Source organism: Pseudomonas sp. GW823-FHT06E10 (genome assembly GCF_058794995.1).
The window spans coordinates 98,045-119,916 of sequence record NZ_JBXAHJ010000010.1 but is presented as its reverse complement, the minus strand read 5'-3'; the positions used below and the strand labels follow the sequence as shown (position 1 = coordinate 119,916).

Genomic DNA, 21,872 nt, shown 5'->3' with positions numbered 1-21,872 from the left:
TGCAGCCTACAGACGGATAAGGCGGCGCATTTTAGCAGAGCCCATGCTTATCGGTAAGCTGCGATTGTCAGTGCATTTCATATCGGGGCGATAGTTTTAACCACGTTCCGGTTGAAAGCGCACCACAAACCCCTTGAGGTTCTGCTGGCGGTTGAGCAAGTCACGCAGCCGGTCGGCTTCGGCACGCTCGATCAGCGGCCCGACAAACACCCGATTTTTGCCGTCGGCGGTACGGATGTAGGCGTTGTAACCCTGGCTGCGCAGGGTTTTCTGCAGTTTTTCCGCGCTTTCACGGTTCGACAGGCTGGCCAGTTGCACCGACCAGCTGACAGACAAACCATTGGCATCGACACGGCTTTGCGTGGTGTCCGGCTTGCCCGGTGCCGCGGTGATCGGCTGGGCAGGCGCCGTTGCAGGCTTAGCCGCCAAAGCCGGGACCGGCGCGGGTGCAGCCGGCTTGACTGCTGGCGCTGGAACCGCAGGCGCTGGAGTCACCGGAACAGCTGGCACCGCCGATTCCTGCTGGGCGATTTCGTCATCGCTCGGCACGGGTTCCTGAGGCAGGGCTTGCGGCTCAGGCACCGCCACGGGCTCGACCTGTACCTGGGGCATCGCCGGCGCCTGCGGAGCCGCGGGCGCTTCGACCGTCACCTGGCGTTGTTCGTCCTGGCGGGAAAACAGCATCGGCAGAAAAATCACCGCCAGCGCGACCAACACCAGGGCGCCAACCATGCGCTGTTTGTATGCCTTATCCAGCAATGCCATTTGCCGCTTCCTCCGTGGAGCGCCGGGCCAGCCACTCAAGGGCCTCGGCGACACAATAAAATGATCCGAACAACAGGATTTCGTCGTCGCTCGTGGCCTGCGCGCACTGCCCTTCCAGGGCGGCCGCGACACTGTCGTATGACGTGACCGACGCACCAAGACCTTGCAACGCGGCGTGCAAATCCGCAACCGAACGTGCCCGAGGCGAATCCAGAGGTGCGACAGCCCAGTGCTGGACACTAGCATTCAATTCGCCGACAACACCACCCAGGTCTTTGTCCGCCAGCAACCCGAACACCGCCAGACGCTTGCCGACCGGCGGGCGGCTGGCCAGGCGACGAGCCAGATACTCCGCCGCATGGGGGTTATGCCCCACATCCAGCAATAGATTCAAGCGCTTGCCTTGCCACTCGAACTCACGGCGATCCAGGCGACCGACCACCCGGGTGGCCCGTAGCGCCTCGGTAATCTGCGCATCCGCCCAAGGCAAGCCGAGCAGCAGGTAAGCCTGCAACGCCAGCGCGGCATTTTCCATCGGTAGATCGAGCAGTGGCAGGTCGCGCAGCTCCACCGCGCGCCCTTGCCCATCGACACCGCGCCATTGCCAGTTGTGATCGGTCACACCGAGGTCAAAATCGCGCCCACGCAGGAAAAACGGGCAATTAAGCTCGCGCGCCTTGTCCAGCAGAGGTTGTGGAGGATTCAGATCGCCGCAGAGCGCAGGCGCGCCCTGACGGAAAATACCGGCCTTCTCGAAGGCCACGGACTCCCGGGTATCACCGAGGTAATCCGCATGATCGACACCGATACTGGTGACCAGCGCCATGTCGGCGTCCACCACGTTGACCGTGTCCAGGCGACCGCCCAGACCGACTTCCAGCACCACTGCATCGAGCCCGGAGCGCTGGAACAGCCAGAATGCCGCCAGGGTGCCCATTTCGAAGTAAGTCAGGGAAGTGTCGCCGCGCCCGGCCTCTACCGCGGCAAAGGCCTCGCACAGCTCGGCATCCGTGGCTTCGACGCCATTGACTGTTACCCGCTCGTTGTAACGCAGCAGGTGTGGGGAGTTGTAGACCCCCACTTTCAAGCCCTGGGCCCGCAGCAAGGACGCCACGAACGCACAGGTGGAACCCTTGCCGTTGGTCCCGGTGACCGTGATCACCCGAGGTGCCGGCTTGCCCAGTCCCATACGGGACGCTACCTGCTGCGACCGCTCCAGGCCCATGTCGATGGCTGAAGGGTGCAACTGTTCAAGGTAGGCGAGCCATTCGCCAAGGGTACGTTGGGTCATAGGCTGGCGGGTACCGGTGGAACCACGATCGGCTCGATAGGGGCAGCAACGAACTTCGGCGTCGGCAGGCCCATCATTTGCGCCAGCAGGTTGCCCAGACGCGGACGCAGCTCCTGACGGTCGATGATCATGTCGATGGCACCGTGCTCCAGCAGGAACTCGCTGCGCTGGAAGCCTTCCGGCAGTTTCTCGCGCACGGTTTGCTCGATCACACGCGGACCGGCAAAACCGATCAACGCCTTCGGCTCGCCGACAATCACGTCGCCGAGCATCGCCAGACTCGCGGAAACGCCGCCGTAGACCGGATCGGTCAACACGGAGATGAACGGGATGCCTTCTTCACGCAGACGGGCCAGCACCGCGGAGGTCTTGGCCATTTGCATCAGGGAAATCAGCGCTTCCTGCATCCGCGCACCGCCGGAAGCGGCGAAGCAGATCATCGGGCAACGTTTTTCCAGGGCGTAGTTGGCGGCGCGAACGAAACGCTCACCGACGATGGCGCCCATCGAACCGCCCATGAAGGAAAATTCGAACGCCGAAACCACGACCGGCATGCCCAGCAAAGTGCCGCTCATGGAAACCAGTGCGTCTTTTTCGCCAGTCTGCTTTTGTGCAGCGGTCAGGCGGTCCTTGTACTTCTTGCCGTCGCGGAATTTCAGACGGTCAACCGGTTCCAGGTCTGCACCCAGCTCGGCACGGCCTTCAACATCGAGGAAGATGTCGATACGGGCGCGGGCGCCGATACGCATGTGATGGTTGCACTTGGGGCAAACGTCCAGGGTCTTTTCCAGCTCCGGACGATACAGCACAGCCTCGCAAGACGGGCATTTGTGCCAAAGACCTTCAGGCACCGAGCTCTTCTTGACCTCGGAACGCATGATCGAAGGGATCAGTTTGTCTACTAACCAGTTGCTCATGCTTTCTTTCTCCAGTACCGGCGGCCCGAACGCTCTGGTTCGCGGCCCCGTGTATGCCCTAGCGCTAAATTCATGTGTGCGGCGATGATCAGTGAATGGCCGGGTCAGCGAAACGTGACCTGCGTACCACCCCATGACCCTCAGCCGTTTTGTACAGTGCAGTGGACGGCGGCAGACTGCCAGCCGTCACATCAACGGGTGCTACCGCGTACCGCTTTGATAAATGCCTGAATCTTTGCGTGATCCTTGATGCCCTTGCTCGCCTCAACCCCGCCGCTGACATCCACGGCATAAGGCCGAACGCGGGCAATCGCTTCGGCGACGTTATCCGGCGTCAGACCGCCCGCCAGAATGACCGGCTTGCTCAAGCCTTGCGGTATCAGTGACCAGTCAAACGCCTCCCCGGTTCCTCCGGGAACGCCTTCGACATAGGTATCGAGCAAGATTCCGCTGGCACTGGCATAAGCATCACAGGCCGCGGCGATGTCATCTCCCGCCTTGACCCGCAGCGCCTTGATGTACGGCCGGTGCCAACCCTCACACTCCGCCGCGCTTTCATCGCCGTGAAACTGCAGCAGGTCCAGGGGCACCGCGTCGAGGATTTCCCCCAGCTCGCAACGGCTGGCATTGACGAACAAGCCCACGGTGGTCACGAACGGCGGCAGCGCCTTGATGATCGAGCGCGCCTGCTGGACCGTCACCGCACGGGGGCTTTTGGCGTAGAACACGAATCCGATGGCATCCGCCCCGGCCTCGACGGCTGCCAACGCATCCTCTATGCGGGTAATCCCACAGATCTTGCTGCGAACGGCTGACATGTCGATACAACTCCAAGACAAATCCGGGAAAGTCCCGGATGGTAACAAAAGCGTTCGAGGGCGTCAGCCGCCAAGTTCCGAGAAGCCGGTCAGGAAGTGCGGACCGATGTAGCGCTCGGGCAACTCGAACTCGTCACGGTACTCGACCTGAACCAGATACAAGCCGAATGGATGCGCGGTCACGCCACCGGTCCGTCGAATCCGGCTCTCCAGCACCTCTTTCATCCACTCCACCGGACGCTCTCCGGCGCCAATGGTCATCAGCACACCGGCAATGTTGCGCACCATATGATGCAGGAAGGCGCTGGCGCGAATATCCAGCACGATCATCTTGCCGTGACGGGTAACGCGCAGGTGATGCAATTCCTTGATCGGCGACTTGGCCTGGCACTGACCGGCGCGAAAAGCACTGAAATCATGGGTGCCGAGCAGGTACTGGGCGGCCTCGGCCATGCGCTCGACGTCCAGCGGACGGTGGTTCCAGGTCACCTCTTCGTTCAAGTGCGCCGGGCGGATCTGATCGTTGTAGATCACGTAGCGATAACGCCGGGCAATGGCCTTGAACCGCGCATGGAAATGCGCCGGCATGACCTTGGCCCAACTGACACTGACGTCATGGGGCAAGTTGATGTTGGCGCCCATGGTCCAGGCCTTCATCGAGCGCTCGACCTGAGTGTCGAAATGCACCACCTGTCCGCAGGCATGCACCCCGGCGTCGGTACGCCCGGCGCACATCAGCGAAACGGGCGAGTCGGCGACTTTGGACAAGGCGTTTTCGAGGGTTTCCTGCACGGTGAGCACCCCGGACGCCTGGCGCTGCCAGCCGCGGTAGCGCGAGCCTTTGTATTCGACGCCCAGCGCGATCCGGAAAAAGCCGTCGGCTGCCATTTCGGCGGCCGGGTTATCTATATTTGCCAAGGAGGGACAGCCTGATGATGTACCAAAGGCGGGCATTATAAGGCCGCCGGGCGGGGATGCCAGAGAGTTCTCCATTGACTGTCCCGGCCTCATCGCGGGCAAGCCCGCTCCCACAGGTTTTGTGAACGACATAAATCTCTGTGGGAGCAGGCTTGCCCGCGATGAGGCCCAAGCAAACAACATCCATTAATGAGCCAAACAAAAACGGCAGCCTCAATGGGCTGCCGCTTTTTTTTCAACCTGCCGATCAATCAAGCCAGGCGCGAAAGCATCTCCTCGGCTTCACTCTTCTGCTCGGCACTGCCTTCGCTTACCACCTCATTGAGGATGTCGCGAGCACCGTCGCTGTCGCCCATGTCGATATAGGCCTGAGCCAGATCGAGCTTGGTAGCGGCTTCGTCAGTGCCCGAGAGGAAGTCGAAGTCATCATCGCTATCCAGCGCGGCATCAGCTTCGGTAAAGGTCGGCTCGCCGATGCTGTTGGACAAGCTCTCCAGTTCGGCGTTGACATCATCCAGCTCTGCCGCGAACGCATCCGGCGCGTCCAGTTCCTCGGCCAGCGACAGATCGAAATCGGCCGGCAACTCCAGATCATCCAGCGCGACCTCAGGAACAGCCGGGGTTTCGGCAACCGGAAAATCCTTCACGCCCTCATCCAGATCCAGCAGGAAATCGTCTTCAGCCAGCATCGCCGGCGACGGTTGCGCACCGAGATCCAGGTCGAGGTCGAAGTCCGACAGATCGTCGAGGTTTTCCTTGATTTCAGTCTGCTGCTGCAACACCGACTCAAAGCTCAGATCGTCGTCCAGCGGGAACTCACCAAGATCCGGCAACGCCGCCACTTCAGGCTCCGGTGCAGGTGCAGGTGCAGGCGCCAAAGGCGTAATCGCGTCCAGATCATCCAGGCTCAGGTCGAAGGCGCTGTCGAGGTCATCCTCGAACGGTGCTGGTTCTGGTTCTGGTTCTGGTTCTGGCGCCGGTGCTTGCGGCTCATCGAGCAACAGCTCCTTGACGTATTGCGCATCCAGTTCGGCAGCAACGGCGGCCGCGGCGATGCCACCGGCAGCCACCAGCGCCATGGCCGGGAAGCGACTTTTGAGTTTTTCAACCTGGGCGAAGTTGTCGCCATTAGCCACCAACTGACGCTCCTGGCCGACGAACGCATCGCGGTCGCCTTGCTGGCCGTAGACTTCCATCAGTTTCAAGCGCAGATCGCTGCGCTTGGGCTCTTGCTTGACGCCGTCCTCCAGCAACGCGGCGGCCTGGTTCAGGCGACCGGCATTGATGTGCGACTGAGCCTGACCCAGCACGTCGTCGGAACGCTCGGCAGCCGGCGCCACCAATGGCGCGGCGATCGGCGTGGTCATCACCACCGGAGCAACCACCGGCGCTGGCGCGGGAGCAGGCGTCGGGGCGGTCGCCAGTTTCACGCTCGGCGGCGGAACTTCCAGGCCTTCGAAGCTGCTTTCCGGCAAGTCGAAATCGGCCGAGAACGGCTGATCTTCGGCCAAGGCACGGGCCATGCGCAGATGTTTCTCGGCTGCTTGCTGGGCTTTGCGTCGACGCGCCAGCAACAGCAGCAGGAGCAGGAGAATCACCGCACCGCCGCCCACCAGGCCCAGCAGCAGCGGATTGGTCAGCAATTCATTGAACTTCTGATCGTCGGATGCCGCCGGTGTCGCCTCAGCGGGCTTCTCGGCTGGCGCGGGCGTTGCCTCAGGGGCAGGCGCAGCGGCAACCGGTGCAGGCGCTGCCGCCGGGTTGGCAGCCAGCTCGGCCGACATTGCCGGCGCTGTCGCAGCCGCCGGTGCAGCTACAGCGCCCTCGGTTTGCAACTTGGCCAGTTGGTTGTTCTTCAACTCGAGCAGGCGCTGCAGCTTGTCCACCTGGCTTTGCAGATCGGCCATGCGGCTTTTCAGTTCGGCGTTATCACGACGACTGGTGTCGAGGCTTTCCTGGGTCACCGCCAGCTTGTTGCTGAGGGCCTTGGCATCTCCGGCAGCCCCTTTGCCAGGGTTCTTGCCGGACTCGGCAGACACCAGGCTCAACTTGTCGGTGGCTGCTTGCGCCGGAGCACCCTCGGTACGAGCGCGATTGGTGGCGTCGAGCTGTTGCTGCCCTGCCCCGGGTTTCGCCACATAGCGCCGACCCTGGCGCCAGGCCTTGTTCTGTGCGGCCACTTCGGCAATGGCCTTGGCTTGCGGCAGGCCAGTGCTCTGCGCCTGGTCCGGCATGCGCAGCACCTGGCCGGTTTTCAGGCGATTGATGTTGCCGTCGATAAAGGCATCCGGGTTCAACGCCTGGATGGCCAGCATGGTTTGCTGGATCGAGCCGCCATTACGCGCCTTTGCGGCGATTTCCCACAAGGTATCGCGCGGCGTGGTGGTGTATTGGGACGGTTTGGTCGCACCGGTGACGGGCGCAGCAACCGTCGACGTCGGCTGTGCAGCCGCTTCAGCGGTTTGCGGCGAGAATTTGGACGGATCGAGCAGCACACTGTAGTCACGCAGCAAGCGGCCGTTCGGCCACATGACCTGAACCAGGAACTTCACCATGGGTTCGGAAAGTGGCTTGCTGGAGGTCACGCGCAGGATGCTTTTGCCGCTGGCGTTGAGCACCGGGGTGAAGGTCAAGTCGTTGAGAAACGCCTGGCGGTCGACACCGGCCTTGGCGAAATCGTCTGGTGAGGCCAGGCTTGGTACCACTTCGGCGGCGGTGAGATCCTTGACATCGAGCAGCTCGATTTCCGCTACCAGCGGCTGGTTGAGCGTCGATTTCAGGGTCAACTCCCCGAGCCCGAGGGCATGCGCCATACCGGAGGACAGCGCCGAGGCGGCCGCTATTGCTAACACCAGTTTGCGAACTTGAACCATTAGCTCATCCTTAGTTTGAACATTCCTCGGCCAGCGAGAAGGTATTGATAGTCGCTGCCGTAAGGCATTGCACGCAACGGCGAGGGTCGTCGCGCGCGATCATTTCATTGATGCCCGGCAAAGCCCCGCAGAGTGGCTCTGCCTTCAGCACTCCGGCAAGCATAGGCTCGCGCGGAATCATTCGACAATTTGTTGCAAAGTATCTTTTACAGCAGGTCTTTTATCAACAACTCGGCCAGCTGCACAGCGTTGAGCGCCGCGCCTTTGCGTACGTTATCTGACGTCAGCCACAGATTAAGTTCCGACGTGTCGTCAATACCATGGCGAACCCGACCAACGTAGACCACATCCTGGCCTACCGCATCGCCCACCGGGGTCGGGTAGTCGCCGGCTTCCACCAGTTCGATGCCGGGAGCGTCTTCCAGGGCCGCATTGACTTTCCCCAGGTCGATTTCACTCGCGGACTGCAGGGTCACGCTATAGCTATCGCCAAAAAACACCGGGGCTTGAATGCAAGTGACGGAAATCTTCAATGAAGGCCGCGCCATGACCTGGCGCAGCTCACGCACCAGGCGTTTTTCCAGCAGCGTATGACCTTGCTCATCCGGTTTACCGACCTGGGCCAACAGGTTGAAGGCCATCTGCCGATCAAAGAATTTCGGCTCCAGCGGCCGCACATTCAGCAGTTCGGCGGTTTGCCGGGCGAGCTCGCTCACGGCTTCGCGGCCCTGGGCCGATACCGCCAGGCTGGCGGTCAGGCTGATGCGCTGCAAATCAAGCAAATCCATCAGTGGCGCGAGTACCACCGCCAGCGTGGTGGCCGACGGGCTTGGACTGCTGACCTGAAAGGGTTTGTTCAAGCCGGCCAACACCTGGGCATTGGCTTCAGGCACAACCTGTGGCGCCTTTTCGGCCGGCAGGGCACCGGAGAGATCGATAACCGAGCAACCGGCATCGGTCGCGCGGGAAGCGAAACTCAACGAAACCGCCGGGCCGGCGGCAAAGAATGCCAACTGCACCTTGCTGAAGTCGAACTGATCGACTTCCCGCACCCGCACGTTCTTGCCGCGAAACGGCACCGAACTGCCGGCCGACTCGCTGCTGGCCAACAAGTGCAGGTTGCCGATCGGGAAATCGCGCTCTTCAAGAATCTGCACAAGTGTTTCGCCGACAGTACCGGTGGCGCCGATCACGGCAATATCAATGGTCTGGCTCATGGGTTTTACCTCTGGCGAAACGGGGGGAGCGGCACTTTACCGGGTGGGTGGGATACAGGCAATTTCTGCCGGGGATTTGTAGTGTCTGTACCGGCCTCATCGCGAGCAAGCTCGCTCCCACAGGGGGTACGCATTCCAATGTGGGAGCAAGCTTGCTCGCGATGACGGAATATCAGGCAACCCATAAACATCAGGTTGCCGGGAATAAAAAACCCGCGCCTCGTTCAAGGCGCGGGTTCTTTCATTGCATCAACCGATCAACGCTCGAGCAGGATCCGCAGCATGCGACGCAGCGGTTCGGCCGCGCCCCACAGCAGCTGGTCGCCGACGGTGAACGCACCGACGAATTGCGAACCCATGTTCAGCTTGCGCAGACGACCAACCGGGATGTTCAGGGTGCCGGTGACCTTGTTCGGGCTCAGCTCCTGAATGCTGGTTTCGCGGTTGTTCGGCACCAGCTTGACCCAAGGGTTGTGCTGGCTGATCAACCCTTCGATATCAGCGATCGGTACGTCTTTGTTCAGCTTGATGGTCAGTGCCTGGCTGTGGCAGCGCATGGCGCCGATGCGCACGCAGATGCCATCGACCGGGATCGGGCTCTTGAAGCGACCGAGGATCTTGTTGGTCTCGGCCTGGGCCTTCCACTCTTCGCGGCTCTGACCGTTCGGCAGTTCCTTGTCGATCCACGGGATCAGGCTGCCGGCCAACGGTACGCCGAAGTTTTCAGTCGGGTAAGCGTCGCTGCGCATGGCTTCAGCCACACGGCGGTCGATGTCGAGGATCGCGCTGGCCGGATCGGCCAGTTGATCGGCAACAGCGGCGTGGGTCGCGCCCATTTGCTTGATCAGTTCACGCATGTTCTGCGCGCCGGCACCGGAGGCCGCCTGATAAGTCATGGCGCTCATCCACTCCACCAGGCCAGCCTCGAACAGGCCACCGAGGCCCATCAGCATCAGGCTGACGGTGCAGTTGCCGCCGATGTAGTTTTTGGTGCCCGCGTCCAGTTGCTGGTCGATGACCTTGCGGTTGACCGGATCCAGAACGATCACCGCGTCATCCTGCATACGCAGGCTGGAAGCGGCGTCGATCCAGTAACCCTGCCAGCCGGCTTCACGCAGCTTGGGGAAGACTTCGCTGGTGTAGTCGCCACCCTGGCAGGTCAGAATCACGTCGAGGGTTTTCAGCTCTTCAATGCTGTAAGCGTCCTTGAGCGGAGCAATGTCCTTGCCCACGGACGGGCCTTGGCCACCGACATTGGAAGTGGTGAAAAACACCGGCTCGATAAGATCGAAATCCTGCTCTTCCAGCATCCGCTGCATGAGCACGGAACCGACCATGCCGCGCCAACCGATCAGACCTACACGTTTCATCGCAACTACACCTTCTTGAAATGTGGGCCGCTGCCTTGTCTTGAATTTGGCAGCGGGCCCGAGAGATTACAGATTCCGCAGCGCGGCGACTACTGCGTCACCCATTTCCTGCGTACCGACTTTAGTGCAACCGGCCGACCAGATGTCACCGGTGCGCAAGCCCTGATCCAGCACCAGGCTGACGGCTTTCTCGATGGCATCGGCCGCGGCCTGCTGGTTGAAGCTGTAACGCAACATCATCGACACCGACAAAATGGTCGCCAGCGGGTTGGCGATGCCCTTGCCCGCGATGTCCGGGGCCGAACCGTGGCACGGCTCGTACATGCCCTTGTTGTTGGTGTCCAGGGACGCCGACGGCAGCATGCCGATGGAACCGGTGAGCATCGAGGCCTGGTCGGACAGGATGTCGCCGAACATGTTGTCGGTAACGATCACGTCGAACTGCTTCGGTGCGCGCACCAGCTGCATCGCGGCGTTGTCGACGTACATGTGGCTCAGTTCGACTTCAGGATAATCCTTGGCCACTTGTTCGACCACTTCACGCCACAGTTGGCTGGAGGCCAGTACGTTGGCCTTGTCCACCGAGCACAGCTTCTTGCCACGGACCATGGCCATGTCGAAACCGACACGGGCGATGCGGCGGATTTCGCTTTCGCTGTACGGCAGGGTGTCATAGGACTGACGCTCGCCGTTTTCCAGGGTACGGGTACCACGAGGCGCGCCGAAGTAGATGCCACCGGTCAGCTCGCGAACGATCAGGATGTCCAGGCCGGCCACGATTTCCGGCTTCAGGCTGGAAGCCTCGGCCAGTTGCGGGTACAGGATCGCCGGACGCAGGTTGCCGAACAGGCCCAGTTGCGCACGGATTTTCAGCAGACCGCGTTCAGGGCGGATGTCACGTTCGATGGCATCCCATTTCGGGCCGCCAACGGCGCCCAGCAACACGGCGTCGGCCGCGCGGGCACGCTCCAGAGTCTCGTCGGCCAACGGCACGCCGTGCTTGTCGATGGCAGCGCCACCGATCACGTCGTGGCTCAGTTCGAAACCCAGGGCGAACTTGTCGCTGGCCAATTCCAGCACCTTGACCGCTTCGGCCATGATTTCCGGGCCAATACCGTCACCTGGGAGAATCAGAATCTGCTTGCTCATGCTTTCCTCATGTCATCAGTCGGTGCGCCTTGGGCGCACCCGGAAAAATTCTATCGCTCGGCCATCAGTACCAGCACATCCGTACTGAACGAACCATCGGCCTCAATCTCAAAATATTCGCGCACTTCATTGCCCATCGACTGCTGCAACTCGCAGATCGCCGCGCGCATCACTTGCGGTGTGCGCATGCGCTCGACCCAGCTGTTGTATTCCAGGCGCAAGCGCTGACGGGTGGTACTGCGGGTGTGCAGCCCCGCCTCGCTGACCTGGCGCAACCACTCGCCAGCGGAATAATCGCGCACATGGCTGGTATCGCGCAGCACTTCGACGCTTTGCAGGTAAGTGTCGAACAGCGGGCTACCCGGTGACAACACGTCGACGAACGCCGCCACACCGCCCGGCTTCAGGACTCGACGCACCTCCCGCAGGGCCACGCCCAGGTCGCTCCAATGGTGCGCCGAATAGCGGCTGAAGACGAAATCGAATTCGCCATCGGCGAACGGCAGGCGCTCGGCGGCACCGTTGACCGTGGTTACGTTGCTCAAGCCACGGTCGACAGCAGCGGCAGCGACCACGTCGAGCATTTGCTGCGACAGGTCGTAGGCCACCACCTCTTTCACCAATGAGGCTACGTGAAAACTCACGTGACCTGCGCCGCACCCCAGATCCAGGACCCTGGCCTCGCCCTGCCCCGCCAGTTCGGCCTGTAGCAGTGCGAATTCGGTGCCCTGAGCGTGTACGGCGCTGCTCAGGTAGGCCGAGGCCTGTTCACCGAATTGCTTCTGGACTACCTGGCTGTGCTGGGCGGTGCTGGTCATGAGGGACTTCCTTTTTCAGGTTTTAGCCTTGTGGTATCTGGGCTGCCGTCTTCGCGAGCAAGCCCGCTCCCACAGGTTTTGTGAACGCCGCAAATCCAATGTGGGAGCGAGCTTGCTCGCGATGGCGTCATTACGTCTTACGCAAATTCAAGCGTCGCGAAACAACCAAGGCTGGCTCGCACGATGTTTGGCCTCAAATGCCGCAATCGCATCGCTGTCCTGCAAGGTCAGGCCGATATCGTCCAGGCCGTTCAACAGGCAATGCTTGCGAAACGCATCAATCTCAAAGCTCAACACCTTGCCATCCGGACGGGTCACGGTCTGGGCCTGCAGGTCAACCTGCAACTGATAGCCCGGATTGGCCTCGACCTGCTGGAACAGTTCGTCGACTTCGGCGTCGCTCAGGATGATCGGCAGCAAGCCGTTCTTGAAGCTGTTGTTGAAGAAGATGTCGGCATAGCTCGGCGCGATGATGCTGCGGAAACCGTACTCTTCCAGCGCCCACGGCGCGTGTTCACGGCTGGAGCCGCAACCGAAGTTCTCGCGGGCCAGCAACACGCTGGCGCCCTGGTAACGTTCGGCGTTGAGGACGAAGTCCTTGTTCAGCGGACGCTTGGAGTTGTCCTGGTAAGGCTGGCCCACATCCAGGTAGCGCCATTCATCGAACAGGTTCGGGCCAAAGCCCGTGCGCTTGATCGACTTCAAGAACTGCTTCGGGATGATCTGGTCGGTGTCGACGTTGGCACGATCCAAAGGCGCGACAAGACCAGTGTGCTGGGTAAAAGCTTTCATGCTGCGCTCCTTCAGATCAATTCACGGACGTCGACGAAACGACCGTTTATAGCAGCGGCTGCGGCCATGGCCGGGCTGACGAGGTGAGTACGACCACCGGCACCCTGACGGCCTTCAAAGTTACGATTGGAGGTCGAGGCGCAATGCTCACCGGACTCCAGGCGGTCCGGGTTCATCGCCAGGCACATCGAGCAACCCGGCTCACGCCATTCGAAACCGGCTTCGAGGAAAATCTTGTCCAGGCCTTCCGATTCAGCCTGGGCTTTAACCAAGCCCGAGCCCGGCACCACGATGGCCTGCTTGATGGTCGAGGCCACTTTACGGCCCTTGGCGATCACGGCCGCCGCACGCAGGTCTTCGATCCGCGAGTTGGTGCAGGAACCGATGAACACGCGGTCGAGCTGAATGTCGGTGATCGCCTGATTGGCGGTCAAACCCATGTACTTCAAGGCACGGACGATGGAGTCGCGCTTGACCAGGTCCATTTCCTTCGCAGGATCCGGCACGTTCTGGTCTACCGCCAGCACCATCTCAGGCGAAGTACCCCAGCTGACTTGCGGCTTGATCTGGGTCGCATCGAGCTCGACAACCGTATCAAACGTGGCATCGGCGTCAGACACCAGGTCTTTCCAGGCTTCAACGGCCAGGTCCCATTCCGCGCCTTTCGGGGCAAATGGACGGCCCTTGACGTAAGCCACAGTTTTTTCGTCCGCAGCCACCAGGCCTACGCGAGCGCCGGCCTCGATGGACATGTTGCAGATGGTCATGCGGCCTTCGACGGACAGGTCGCGAATCGCGCTGCCGGCGAACTCGATGGCGTGGCCGTTACCGCCGGCGGTGCCAATCTTGCCGATCACCGCGAGCACGATGTCCTTGGCGGTCACGCCGAACGGCAATTGGCCTTCGACGCGCACCAGCATGTTTTTCATTTTCTTGGCGACCAGGCACTGGGTGGCGAGCACATGCTCGACCTCGGAAGTGCCGATACCGTGAGCCAATGCGCCGAATGCGCCATGGGTCGAGGTATGGGAGTCGCCGCAGACCACGGTCATGCCGGGCAAGGTTGCGCCTTGCTCCGGGCCGATGACATGGACGATGCCCTGGCGAACGTCGTTCATCTTGAACTCGACAATGCCGTATTCATCGCAGTTGTCATCGAGGGTCTGGACTTGCAGGCGCGAAACCTGGTCAACGATGGCGTCGATGCCGCCCTTGCGCTCCGGCGTGGTCGGTACGTTGTGGTCCGGGGTCGCGATGTTGGCATCGATGCGCCATGGCTTGCGCCCGGCCAGACGCAGGCCTTCGAAGGCTTGCGGAGAGGTCACTTCGTGGATGATGTGACGATCGATGTAGATCAGCGCAGAGCCATCGTCGCGCTGCTTGACCAAATGCGAATCCCAGAGCTTGTCGTAGAGCGTTTTGCCGGCCATCAGACGGTTTCCTCATCAGCTTGTTTCTATGCCCTGGGTCTTGAGCGACTCAATAACCCCTTGGCTTGTGAGGCTGATCCTATGGGGTTACATTAAATAACTCAAATTCATATTTTTTATGCTTTGGATAACCAACTGGAATGCAACTATGGACCTGGCCAACCTCAATGCCTTTATTGCCATCGCCGAGACCGGAAGCTTCTCCGGCGCCGGGGAACGGCTGCACCTGACCCAGCCGGCCATCAGCAAGCGCATCGCCGGGCTGGAGCAGCAATTGAAGGTGCGGTTGTTCGACCGTCTGGGTCGTGAAGTGGGCCTGACCGAGGCCGGGCGCGCCCTGCTGCCGCGGGCTTATCAGATTCTCAATGTCCTCGATGATACGCGCAGAGCCCTGACCAACCTCACCGGCGAGGTGACCGGCCGTCTGACCCTGGCCACCAGTCACCACATCGGCTTGCACCGTTTGCCGCCCTTGCTGAGGGAGTTCACCCGACTCTACCCACAAGTGGCGCTGGATATTCAGTTCCTCGATTCGGAAGTGGCCTACGAGGAAATTCTCCATGGCCGCGCCGAACTGGCGGTCATTACCCTGGCGCCAGAACCCCATGCGCTGGTCAAGGCCACCCCGGTATGGGACGACCCGCTGGATTTCGTGGTTGCCCCGGAGCATTCGTTGCTCAATAACGGCAAGGTCAGCCTGGCGGACATCGCCCGACACCCGGCGGTCTTCCCCGGTGGCAATACCTTTACCCACCACATTGTGCAGCGGCTGTTTGAAGCCCAGGGCCTGACGCCAAACATCGCCATGAGCACCAACTACCTGGAAACCATCAAGATGATGGTCTCGATCGGCCTGGCCTGGAGCGTTTTGCCGCGCACCATGCTCGATGACCAGGTGGCGCGCATACCTTTGCCGGGCATACAGCTCACTCGCCAGCTAGGCTATATCTTGCACACAGAAAGGACGCTGTCGAATGCTGCGCGGGCCTTCATGGCCTTGCTGGACGCTCAACTCGATCAGCCAGGGACTCAAGGCTAAGCTGTGCTAATCCTGTAGAGCCGCGAATTCCTGCCCCAAACGCCCATTCAGCCCAAGGCTTGCCAATGCCCAAATCTGTTGACCGTATTCCGCCAATGCCGCGTATACAGGCACTTGACCCGAAAAGCTCCGAACAGAGCTGGGAAAGTGCCCCGCAATTGTTGGCCGCGCTCAACGGCGCGCGCTTGGGTGCGTGGTATTGGGACATCGAGCGCGGAAAGATCAGTTGGTCCCGGGGCACGCAGGCGCTGTTCGGCTTCGATCCCCGCAAACCGTTGCCATCGGATCTGGAATACCTCGACTTGCTGCCTCCGGAGGATCGCGCGAAAACCGTTCGCGCGTTCCACGCAGTCATCGCTGGCGCACCGCTGGAGCAAGCGATGCATCACCGCATCCGCTGGCCCGATGGCAGCCTGCACTGGCTGGAAATCAGCGGCAGCCTGTTACCGGACAAGCACGGCCGGCCACGGATGATCGGTGTAATCCGCGAGATTACCCACCAGCGCCAGCGCGAACAGGCGTTGAGCAGCTCGGAAAAACGCTTCGCCACCCTGTTCCACCTGTGCCCCAACATGGTCCTGCTGACCCGCCAGGAAGACGGCCTGATCACCGAAGCCAACCAGTATTTCGAAAGCCTGTTCGGCTGGCCGGTGCAAAACGCGATCGGCCGCACCACCCTGGAACTGGGCCTGTGGGTGCATCCCGAACAACGGGCCGAACTGGTCAAGGCCACCAAAGCCAAAGGCGACCTGGTCAGCATGGAAGTGCAGTTTCGCGCCAGCAATGGCCAGGTCCACGACGGCATCCTCAGTGCGCAAAAGGTCGAGCTCGAAGGCCAGCCCTATCTACTGAGCACGTTCCTTGACACCACCGAGCGCAAAGTCGCCGAACAGGCCCTCAAGGACAGCCAGGAACGCCTCGACCTGGCACTGGACTCGGCGCAACTCGGCACCTGGGACTGGCACATTCCCAGCGGCATGCTCTACGGATCGGCACGGGCCGCCCAACTGCACGGTCTGGACGCCAAGCCCTTCCACGAGTCCTTCGACGAGTTCTTCGAAGGCGTGCCCGGCGAAGAACGCGACACCATGCGCGACGCTTACCGCAGTCTGCGTGAAGGCCCGGCCGGCAACTATCAATTGACCTACCGCGTGCAATTGCCCGACGGCACCTCGCGCTATCTGGAAAGCCGTGCCCGCCTCTACCGCGATGACAACGGTGTGCCGGTGCGTATGGCCGGCACCTTGCTCGACATCACTGATCAGGTGGAGCGCGAACAACGGCTGGTGGCCTCCGAAGAGAAATTCGCCACGCTGTTCCAGGTCAGCCCCGATCCGATCTGCGTCACCCGCCAGGACTCCGGCCAGTTCATTGAAATCAACTCCAGCTTCACCCAGACCTTCGGCTGGAGCACCGCCGATGTGATCGGCCGCAGCGCCGACGAAATCGGCCTGTGGGACGCTTCGGCGAAAAGCCTGCGACGAATCGAACAAGTGATCCGCGAACAAGGCCTGAACAACGTGGCCATTCTGGTCCAGCACAAGGAAGGACAGACCCTGACTTGTGTGATTTCCAGCCGCCAGATCAGCGTCGGCGACCAGCCCTGCATCGTCACCACCCTGCGCGATATCACCCAGCAACAGCGCTCGGAAGCGGCGCTCAAGGCCAGTGAAGAGAAATTCGCCAAGGCCTTCCACTCCAGCCCCGACGCCATCACCATCACGGAGCGCGACACCGGACGCTATCTGGAGGTCAACGACGGCTTCTGCCGCCTGACCGGCTACCGCGCCGAGGAGGTGGTGGGCCGCACGGTGTACCAGGTCGGGATTTGGGCCGAAGAAAAACAACGCTCGGCGCTGCTGGCCGAATTGCAGATCAAGGGACGGGTTCATCACCAGGAAATGCTCGGGCGCAACAAGCGCGGCGAACTGCTCACCGTCGAAGTCTCGGTGGAACCGATCACCCTCAATGAAACCGCCTGCCTGCTGCTGACCGCGCGCGACGTCAGCCTGCTGAAAAACGCCGAAGCGCAGATTCGCCACCTGGCCTACCACGACCCACTGACCAATCTGCCCAATCGCGCCCTGCTGATGGACCGCCTGAGTCAGCAGATCGCTCTGCTCAAACGGCATAACCTGCGTGGCGCGCTGATGTTCCTCGACCTCGACCACTTCAAGCACATCAACGACTCCCTCGGGCACCCGGTGGGCGATACCGTGCTGAAAATCATCACCGCACGCCTGGAGGCCAGCGTGCGCATGGAAGATACCGTTGCGCGCCTGGGCGGTGACGAATTCGTGGTGCTGCTCAGCGGTCTCGAAGGCTCGCGCAGCGAGGTCAGCGATCAGGTTCGCCAACTGGCCGACACCATCCGCGAGCTGCTGTCCGAACCGATGTTCCTCGACGGCCAGCGACTGCAAGTGACACCCAGCATCGGCATTGCGCTGATCCCCGATCACGGCTCGACCCCGACCGACCTGCTCAAGCGCGCCGACATCGCGCTCTATCGCGCCAAGGACTCGGGTCGCAATACCACGCAGATGTACCACAACACCATGCAGAAGGCCGCGAGCGAACGCCTGCGCATGGAAACCGACCTGCGCCTGGCCCTTTCCCGGGGCGAGTTTCGCGTGCATTACCAACCCCAGGTCGACGCCCGGGGCGACCGCATCGTCGGTGCCGAGGCCCTGGTGCGCTGGAATCATCCGGAACTCGGCCCGCAGTCACCCGCCGAGTTCATCAAGGTGCTGGAAGACAGCGGACTGATTCTGGAGGTCGGTACCTGGATCCTCGACGAAGCCTGCCAGGCCTTCAAACGGTTGATCGACGACGGCCTGGTGAATCCGTACAAATTCAGCCTGTGCGTGAACATCAGCCCGCGCCAGTTCCGCCAGAACGATTTCGTCGAACGTGTCGAAAACAGCCTGAACACCTATGGCCTGCCCTGCTCCCTGTTGAAACTGGAAATCACCGAAGGCATCGTGATCCAGAACCTGGAAGACACCATCAGCAAAATGCGCCGCCTGAAAAAACTCGGTGTGAGCTTCGCCATGGACGACTTCGGCACTGGCTACTCCTCGCTGACCTACCTCAAGCGCTTGCCGGTCGACACCCTGAAAATCGACAAGTCTTTCATCCGCGACGCCACCAGCGACCCGAACGACGCCGAGATCATCCGCGCCATCGTCGCCATGGCCCACAGCCTGGATTTGAAAGTGATAGCCGAAGGGGTGGAAACGGCGGAGCAGCTTGAGTTCCTGCAGGGGCTAGAGTGTCACTTCTACCAAGGGTATTTGCACAGCCTGCCGTTGCCGGTGGAGGAGTTTCAAAAACTGCTGAAGTGACAGGCACAAAAAAGGGCGCCAATGGCGCCCTTCTTCTTGCTCCGACTCAGTGTTGCAGAGCCGGCTTTTGCGTCCCGTTGATCGGGATGCGCTTGGCTTTCGCCTCTTCCGGAATCACCCGCAGCAGGTCGATGCTCAACAGACCGTTGCTCAGGCCGGCAGCCTTGATCTCGATGTGGTCCGCCAGACGGAAGGACAGCTTGAACGCACGCTGGGCAATGCCCTGATACAGATAAGTGACGTCTTCGTTCGCGTCGCGTTTACCGCCACTGATGGTCAGCACACCTTTCTCGACTTCGAGCTCCAGATCTTCTTCCTGGAAACCGGCCGCGGCAATTACGATGCGGTATTGATCGTCGCCGTGTTTCTCCACGTTATAGGGTGGATAGCTGCTGCCTGGCTCGTTGCGCAGGGCGGTCTCGAACAGGTCGTTGAAACGGTCGAAACCTACCGAGGAACGGAACAGTGGGGCCAAGGATAATGTAGTAGCCATGATGCAAATCTCCTGAAAACAATCAGCAAGGTTTTTTGTCTCCGCGACCCGAATTCGGCATCGCGTAATCCTTAAATAGGGACCGCTGATTGCATTTCAAGAGATTGTTTTCTGCTTTTTTTACAAAAAGTTTCAGGCCGCTTCCGCCACCGGCAGCCCCAGCAAACGCGAGACGTTATCCAGCTCGGTCTCACGACGCAGCACGGTAAAGAGCTCTACCGCCTCGGGATAATTGCGGGTCAGCATCGCCAGCCATTGCTTCAGACGGCCCGGCGACTGGCGTGGCGTCATTTGTGCCTTGGCTTGCAGCCAGAAGTCCTGGATCAGCGGCAACAACTCGGCCCAGGTCATCTCGACCACCTCTTCACCGGCCCGCGCCGCGGCGATCTGCCGGGCGAGATCCGGGCGCGAAACCAGGCCGCGACCGAGCATGATGTCTTCCACGCCGCTGATCTCGCGGCAACGACGCCAGTCTTCGACGCTCCAGATGTCGCCATTGGCGAACACCGGCACCTTGACCACGTCCTGCACTCGCGGAATCCACTCCCAGTGTGCCGGCGGCTTGTAGCCGTCGACCTTGGTCCGCGCATGCACCACGATATGTTCGGCACCGCCTTCGGCCAGGGCCGTGGCACACACCAGCGAGACGTCCGGGCTGTCGAAGCCCAGGCGCATCTTGGCGGTGACTGGAATGTGCGCGGGGACGGCACGACGGACGTGCTCGACGATCTGGTTGAGCAGCTCGGGTTCCTTGAGCAATACCGCACCACCACGGGATTTATTGACGGTCTTGGCCGGACAGCCGAAGTTCAGGTCGATCACTTCGGAACCCAGCTCGCAGGCCAGCGCGGCATTTTCCGCCAGGCACACAGGATCGGAACCGAGCAGTTGCACACGCAGCGGCACACCGGAGGCCGTCCGGGCACCGTTGAGCAACTCCGGACCGAACTTGTGGAAATAGGCAGGTGTGAGCAACTGGTCGTTGACCCGGATGAACTCGGTCACGCACCAGTCAATACCACCCACACGGGTCAGCACGTCGCGCAGGATGTCGTCGACCAACCCCTCCATGGGCGCCAAAGCAATTTGCATGAAAAACACACTCGAGGAAAAACGTGCGGCAGTTTACTGGATAATCGAGCGAAAGACTTGCGCATACCCTTGTGGCGAGGGGGCTTGCCCCCGCTGGGTCGCGAAGCGGCCCCGGCATTTCGTCAGATAAAATGCATCGACAGGTTTTGCGACTGCTTCGCAGCCGAACGGGGGCAAGCCCCCTCGCCACAGGAACCAGTGTCAGGCCGGAGTTTGCAACGCCGGGCCATAACCCTCGATGAACTCCGCCGGCATGCGCTTGGGCTTGCCCGTGGACAGTTCGATGCAGACGAAGGTGGTCTGCGCGCGCAATAGCGTGGTGTTGTCGCTGGGACGGACCAACTGGAAGTGCCGGGTCATTTTAAGGCGCTGATCCCAATCGACGATCCAGGTCGCCAATTGCAACTCATCGTCCTCATAGGCTGCCGCCAGGTAATCGATCTCGTGCCGCACCACCGCCATCGCCCGGTCCAGCCGCCGATACTCGACCAGGTCCAGGCCAAGACGCTGGGAGTGGCGCCAGGCACAGCGTTCGAGCCAGGTCACGTAGACCGCGTTGTTCGCGTGCCCCAACCCGTCAATGTCCTCGGCGCTCACTTGCAGATCAATGATGAACGGCGTTTCCCGATCCCAGCCCATGCCCGACTCCCTGGTCAGATAATTTCGACCGGGGCAGTGTAACGGAAGCTCAGGCGGATTGGCGTGATTGCAGACTGCGCCCGGCCAGCAGTGATAACACGCCATCAATCACCCGAGGGTCGGCCAACACTCGCTGATGACCACCGTCTTTCAAACGCAACAAGCGGCTGTCGAACCAGGCTTCATGGATCAGCTGGGATTCCTTCACAGAGACAAAGTTGTCGTCTTCGGCGTGGACAATCAGGCCGGGCATGTCGAGTTGATAGTGCGCGACATCCAGCGTCGCGGCTCGCATGCCGACGTCTTGCTCGACCTGGCGAATGAACGCCGAGCGGGCCTTCGGTGGCAGCCCGACATAGCGGGCAAAACCACGCAACACACCAAGAATCCGCGCCGGGGCCGCAATGCTGACCAGGGTTTCGGTGCGCAGGCCCAACTGGACCGCGAGCATCGCACTGGCGCCGCCCATGGAGTGGCCGATGACCGCTTGCAGGGGTGGCAGTTCGGCGGCCGCTTCCAGCATGGCGCGGGCGAACAGCACCACATTCGCTTCACTGCCCGGTGAGCGACCGTGGGCCGGACCATCCAGGGCCACGACCGAGTAACCGGCATCGACCAGCGCGGTGATGAGGCTGGCAAACTGCGTCGGCCGCCCTTCCCAGCCATGCATCAGCAATACTGCCGGGCCCTGACCCCAACGCAAGGCCGAGAGACCGAAACGCAGGGTGACCCGCTCGGACTTGGCCAACAGTGGCAGCTCCCAGTCACGCAGCGGCAGGTCCCGTGGCGTCATGAACGCCTGTCGCATTTTGCTTGCGACCAGTTTCGGGGCAACCCAGCCCAAGGTGCCATTAACGCCACGAACCCACTTTAACGTGCTCATCGCATTCTCCTCAGGCCGCAGCCT

At 61.3% G+C, this 21,872-nt stretch carries 18 protein-coding genes; 2 read left to right on the top strand and 16 right to left on the bottom strand.

The window, feature by feature from the left end:
• Nucleotides 1-96: 96 nt before the first annotated feature.
• The 12 genes from AC1Q6Y_RS17645 to leuC form a co-directional block, all read right to left on the bottom strand.
• On the bottom strand, nucleotides 97-765 hold the full coding sequence (locus tag AC1Q6Y_RS17645) for an SPOR domain-containing protein (protein ID WP_492624883.1): 669 nt from the start codon (nucleotides 763-765) through the stop codon (nucleotides 97-99).
• Nucleotides 749-2,056 (bottom strand): bifunctional tetrahydrofolate synthase/dihydrofolate synthase, encoded by a 1,308-nt coding sequence (folC, locus tag AC1Q6Y_RS17640; protein ID WP_492624882.1) that lies wholly within the window; start codon nucleotides 2,054-2,056, stop codon nucleotides 749-751. The genes AC1Q6Y_RS17645 and folC overlap by 17 nt, the downstream gene beginning before the upstream one ends.
• A complete protein-coding gene (gene accD / locus AC1Q6Y_RS17635; protein WP_008047319.1) occupies nucleotides 2,053-2,973 on the bottom strand; it encodes an acetyl-CoA carboxylase, carboxyltransferase subunit beta in 921 nt (306 codons plus the stop codon). The genes folC and accD overlap by 4 nt, the downstream gene beginning before the upstream one ends.
• 191 nt (nucleotides 2,974-3,164) lie before the next feature.
• On the bottom strand, nucleotides 3,165-3,791 hold the full coding sequence (locus AC1Q6Y_RS17630; protein WP_492624881.1) for a phosphoribosylanthranilate isomerase: 627 nt from the start codon (nucleotides 3,789-3,791) through the stop codon (nucleotides 3,165-3,167).
• 63 nt (nucleotides 3,792-3,854) lie between these two features.
• Nucleotides 3,855-4,679 carry a tRNA pseudouridine(38-40) synthase TruA gene (gene truA, locus AC1Q6Y_RS17625; protein WP_032829430.1) on the bottom strand — a complete coding sequence of 275 codons (825 nt, stop codon included), beginning with the start codon at nucleotides 4,677-4,679 and terminating at the stop codon, nucleotides 3,855-3,857.
• Between the two features lie 281 nt (nucleotides 4,680-4,960).
• Nucleotides 4,961-7,582, bottom strand: a complete 2,622-nt coding sequence (locus AC1Q6Y_RS17620; protein ID WP_492624880.1) for a motility hub landmark protein FimV — start codon at nucleotides 7,580-7,582, stop codon at nucleotides 4,961-4,963.
• Nucleotides 7,583-7,788: 206 nt separating this feature from the next.
• Nucleotides 7,789-8,799 (bottom strand): aspartate-semialdehyde dehydrogenase, encoded by a 1,011-nt coding sequence (locus AC1Q6Y_RS17615; protein WP_154860615.1) that lies wholly within the window; start codon nucleotides 8,797-8,799, stop codon nucleotides 7,789-7,791.
• A 257-nt stretch (nucleotides 8,800-9,056) separates the two neighbouring features.
• Nucleotides 9,057-10,169: an aspartate-semialdehyde dehydrogenase gene (gene asd, locus AC1Q6Y_RS17610; RefSeq protein WP_057715575.1), complete on the bottom strand. Its 1,113-nt coding sequence runs from the start codon at nucleotides 10,167-10,169 to the stop codon at nucleotides 9,057-9,059.
• Nucleotides 10,170-10,235: 66 nt separating this feature from the next.
• Nucleotides 10,236-11,318, bottom strand: a complete 1,083-nt coding sequence (leuB, locus tag AC1Q6Y_RS17605) for a 3-isopropylmalate dehydrogenase (RefSeq protein WP_007997553.1) — start codon at nucleotides 11,316-11,318, stop codon at nucleotides 10,236-10,238.
• A gap of 50 nt (nucleotides 11,319-11,368) precedes the next feature.
• Nucleotides 11,369-12,136 carry a class I SAM-dependent methyltransferase gene (locus AC1Q6Y_RS17600; protein ID WP_492624879.1) on the bottom strand — a complete coding sequence of 256 codons (768 nt, stop codon included), beginning with the start codon at nucleotides 12,134-12,136 and terminating at the stop codon, nucleotides 11,369-11,371.
• Nucleotides 12,137-12,283: 147 nt separating this feature from the next.
• A complete protein-coding gene (leuD, locus tag AC1Q6Y_RS17595; protein WP_492624878.1) occupies nucleotides 12,284-12,928 on the bottom strand; it encodes a 3-isopropylmalate dehydratase small subunit in 645 nt (214 codons plus the stop codon).
• A gap of 11 nt (nucleotides 12,929-12,939) precedes the next feature.
• Nucleotides 12,940-14,358 carry a 3-isopropylmalate dehydratase large subunit gene (gene leuC, locus AC1Q6Y_RS17590; protein ID WP_057715577.1) on the bottom strand — a complete coding sequence of 473 codons (1,419 nt, stop codon included), beginning with the start codon at nucleotides 14,356-14,358 and terminating at the stop codon, nucleotides 12,940-12,942.
• Between the two features lie 148 nt (nucleotides 14,359-14,506).
• Here leuC and AC1Q6Y_RS17585 point away from each other — a divergent pair, with 148 nt between their 5' ends.
• The gene (locus tag AC1Q6Y_RS17585) at nucleotides 14,507-15,397 is read left to right on the top strand and encodes a LysR family transcriptional regulator (protein ID WP_057715578.1); all 891 of its coding nucleotides are present in this window, start codon (nucleotides 14,507-14,509) and stop codon (nucleotides 15,395-15,397) included.
• 65 nt (nucleotides 15,398-15,462) lie between these two features.
• Nucleotides 15,463-18,741 (top strand): PAS domain S-box protein, encoded by a 3,279-nt coding sequence (locus AC1Q6Y_RS17580; protein ID WP_492624877.1) that lies wholly within the window; start codon nucleotides 15,463-15,465, stop codon nucleotides 18,739-18,741.
• Nucleotides 18,742-18,787: 46 nt separating this feature from the next.
• Here AC1Q6Y_RS17580 and AC1Q6Y_RS17575 read toward each other — a convergent pair whose 3' ends face one another.
• The 4 genes from AC1Q6Y_RS17575 to AC1Q6Y_RS17560 all read right to left on the bottom strand — a co-directional run bounded on the left by AC1Q6Y_RS17575 (nucleotide 18,788) and on the right by AC1Q6Y_RS17560 (nucleotide 21,848).
• The gene (locus tag AC1Q6Y_RS17575; RefSeq protein WP_057715580.1) at nucleotides 18,788-19,234 is read right to left on the bottom strand and encodes an Hsp20 family protein; all 447 of its coding nucleotides are present in this window, start codon (nucleotides 19,232-19,234) and stop codon (nucleotides 18,788-18,790) included.
• A 132-nt stretch (nucleotides 19,235-19,366) separates the two neighbouring features.
• Nucleotides 19,367-20,326, bottom strand: coding sequence for a tRNA dihydrouridine synthase (locus AC1Q6Y_RS17570; protein ID WP_492587928.1), 960 nt, complete (start codon nucleotides 20,324-20,326; stop codon nucleotides 19,367-19,369).
• Between the two features lie 201 nt (nucleotides 20,327-20,527).
• Nucleotides 20,528-20,965 carry an acyl-CoA thioesterase gene (locus tag AC1Q6Y_RS17565; protein WP_057715582.1) on the bottom strand — a complete coding sequence of 146 codons (438 nt, stop codon included), beginning with the start codon at nucleotides 20,963-20,965 and terminating at the stop codon, nucleotides 20,528-20,530.
• Nucleotides 20,966-21,014: 49 nt separating this feature from the next.
• On the bottom strand, nucleotides 21,015-21,848 hold the full coding sequence (locus AC1Q6Y_RS17560) for an alpha/beta fold hydrolase (protein WP_090454212.1): 834 nt from the start codon (nucleotides 21,846-21,848) through the stop codon (nucleotides 21,015-21,017).
• Between the last annotated feature and the right edge of the window lie 24 nt (nucleotides 21,849-21,872).

What these genes read in the sequence shown, in the direction of transcription:
- AC1Q6Y_RS17645 (WP_492624883.1), bottom strand. Translation starts at nt 765, where the DNA reads ATGGCATTGCTGGATAAGGCATACAAACAGCGCATGGTTGGCGCCCTG.
- folC (WP_492624882.1), bottom strand. Translation starts at nt 2,056, where the DNA reads ATGACCCAACGTACCCTTGGCGAATGGCTCGCCTACCTTGAACAGTTG.
- accD (WP_008047319.1), bottom strand. Translation starts at nt 2,973, where the DNA reads ATGAGCAACTGGTTAGTAGACAAACTGATCCCTTCGATCATGCGTTCC.
- AC1Q6Y_RS17630 (WP_492624881.1), bottom strand. Translation starts at nt 3,791, where the DNA reads ATGTCAGCCGTTCGCAGCAAGATCTGTGGGATTACCCGCATAGAGGAT.
- truA (WP_032829430.1), bottom strand. Translation starts at nt 4,679, where the DNA reads ATGGCAGCCGACGGCTTTTTCCGGATCGCGCTGGGCGTCGAATACAAA.
- AC1Q6Y_RS17620 (WP_492624880.1), bottom strand. Translation starts at nt 7,582, where the DNA reads ATGGTTCAAGTTCGCAAACTGGTGTTAGCAATAGCGGCCGCCTCGGCG.
- AC1Q6Y_RS17615 (WP_154860615.1), bottom strand. Translation starts at nt 8,799, where the DNA reads ATGAGCCAGACCATTGATATTGCCGTGATCGGCGCCACCGGTACTGTC.
- asd (WP_057715575.1), bottom strand. Translation starts at nt 10,169, where the DNA reads ATGAAACGTGTAGGTCTGATCGGTTGGCGCGGCATGGTCGGTTCCGTG.
- leuB (WP_007997553.1), bottom strand. Translation starts at nt 11,318, where the DNA reads ATGAGCAAGCAGATTCTGATTCTCCCAGGTGACGGTATTGGCCCGGAA.
- AC1Q6Y_RS17600 (WP_492624879.1), bottom strand. Translation starts at nt 12,136, where the DNA reads ATGACCAGCACCGCCCAGCACAGCCAGGTAGTCCAGAAGCAATTCGGT.
- leuD (WP_492624878.1), bottom strand. Translation starts at nt 12,928, where the DNA reads ATGAAAGCTTTTACCCAGCACACTGGTCTTGTCGCGCCTTTGGATCGT.
- leuC (WP_057715577.1), bottom strand. Translation starts at nt 14,358, where the DNA reads ATGGCCGGCAAAACGCTCTACGACAAGCTCTGGGATTCGCATTTGGTC.
- AC1Q6Y_RS17585 (WP_057715578.1), top strand. Translation starts at nt 14,507, where the DNA reads ATGGACCTGGCCAACCTCAATGCCTTTATTGCCATCGCCGAGACCGGA.
- AC1Q6Y_RS17580 (WP_492624877.1), top strand. Translation starts at nt 15,463, where the DNA reads ATGCCCAAATCTGTTGACCGTATTCCGCCAATGCCGCGTATACAGGCA.
- AC1Q6Y_RS17575 (WP_057715580.1), bottom strand. Translation starts at nt 19,234, where the DNA reads ATGGCTACTACATTATCCTTGGCCCCACTGTTCCGTTCCTCGGTAGGT.
- AC1Q6Y_RS17570 (WP_492587928.1), bottom strand. Translation starts at nt 20,326, where the DNA reads ATGCAAATTGCTTTGGCGCCCATGGAGGGGTTGGTCGACGACATCCTG.
- AC1Q6Y_RS17565 (WP_057715582.1), bottom strand. Translation starts at nt 20,965, where the DNA reads ATGGGCTGGGATCGGGAAACGCCGTTCATCATTGATCTGCAAGTGAGC.
- AC1Q6Y_RS17560 (WP_090454212.1), bottom strand. Translation starts at nt 21,848, where the DNA reads ATGAGCACGTTAAAGTGGGTTCGTGGCGTTAATGGCACCTTGGGCTGG.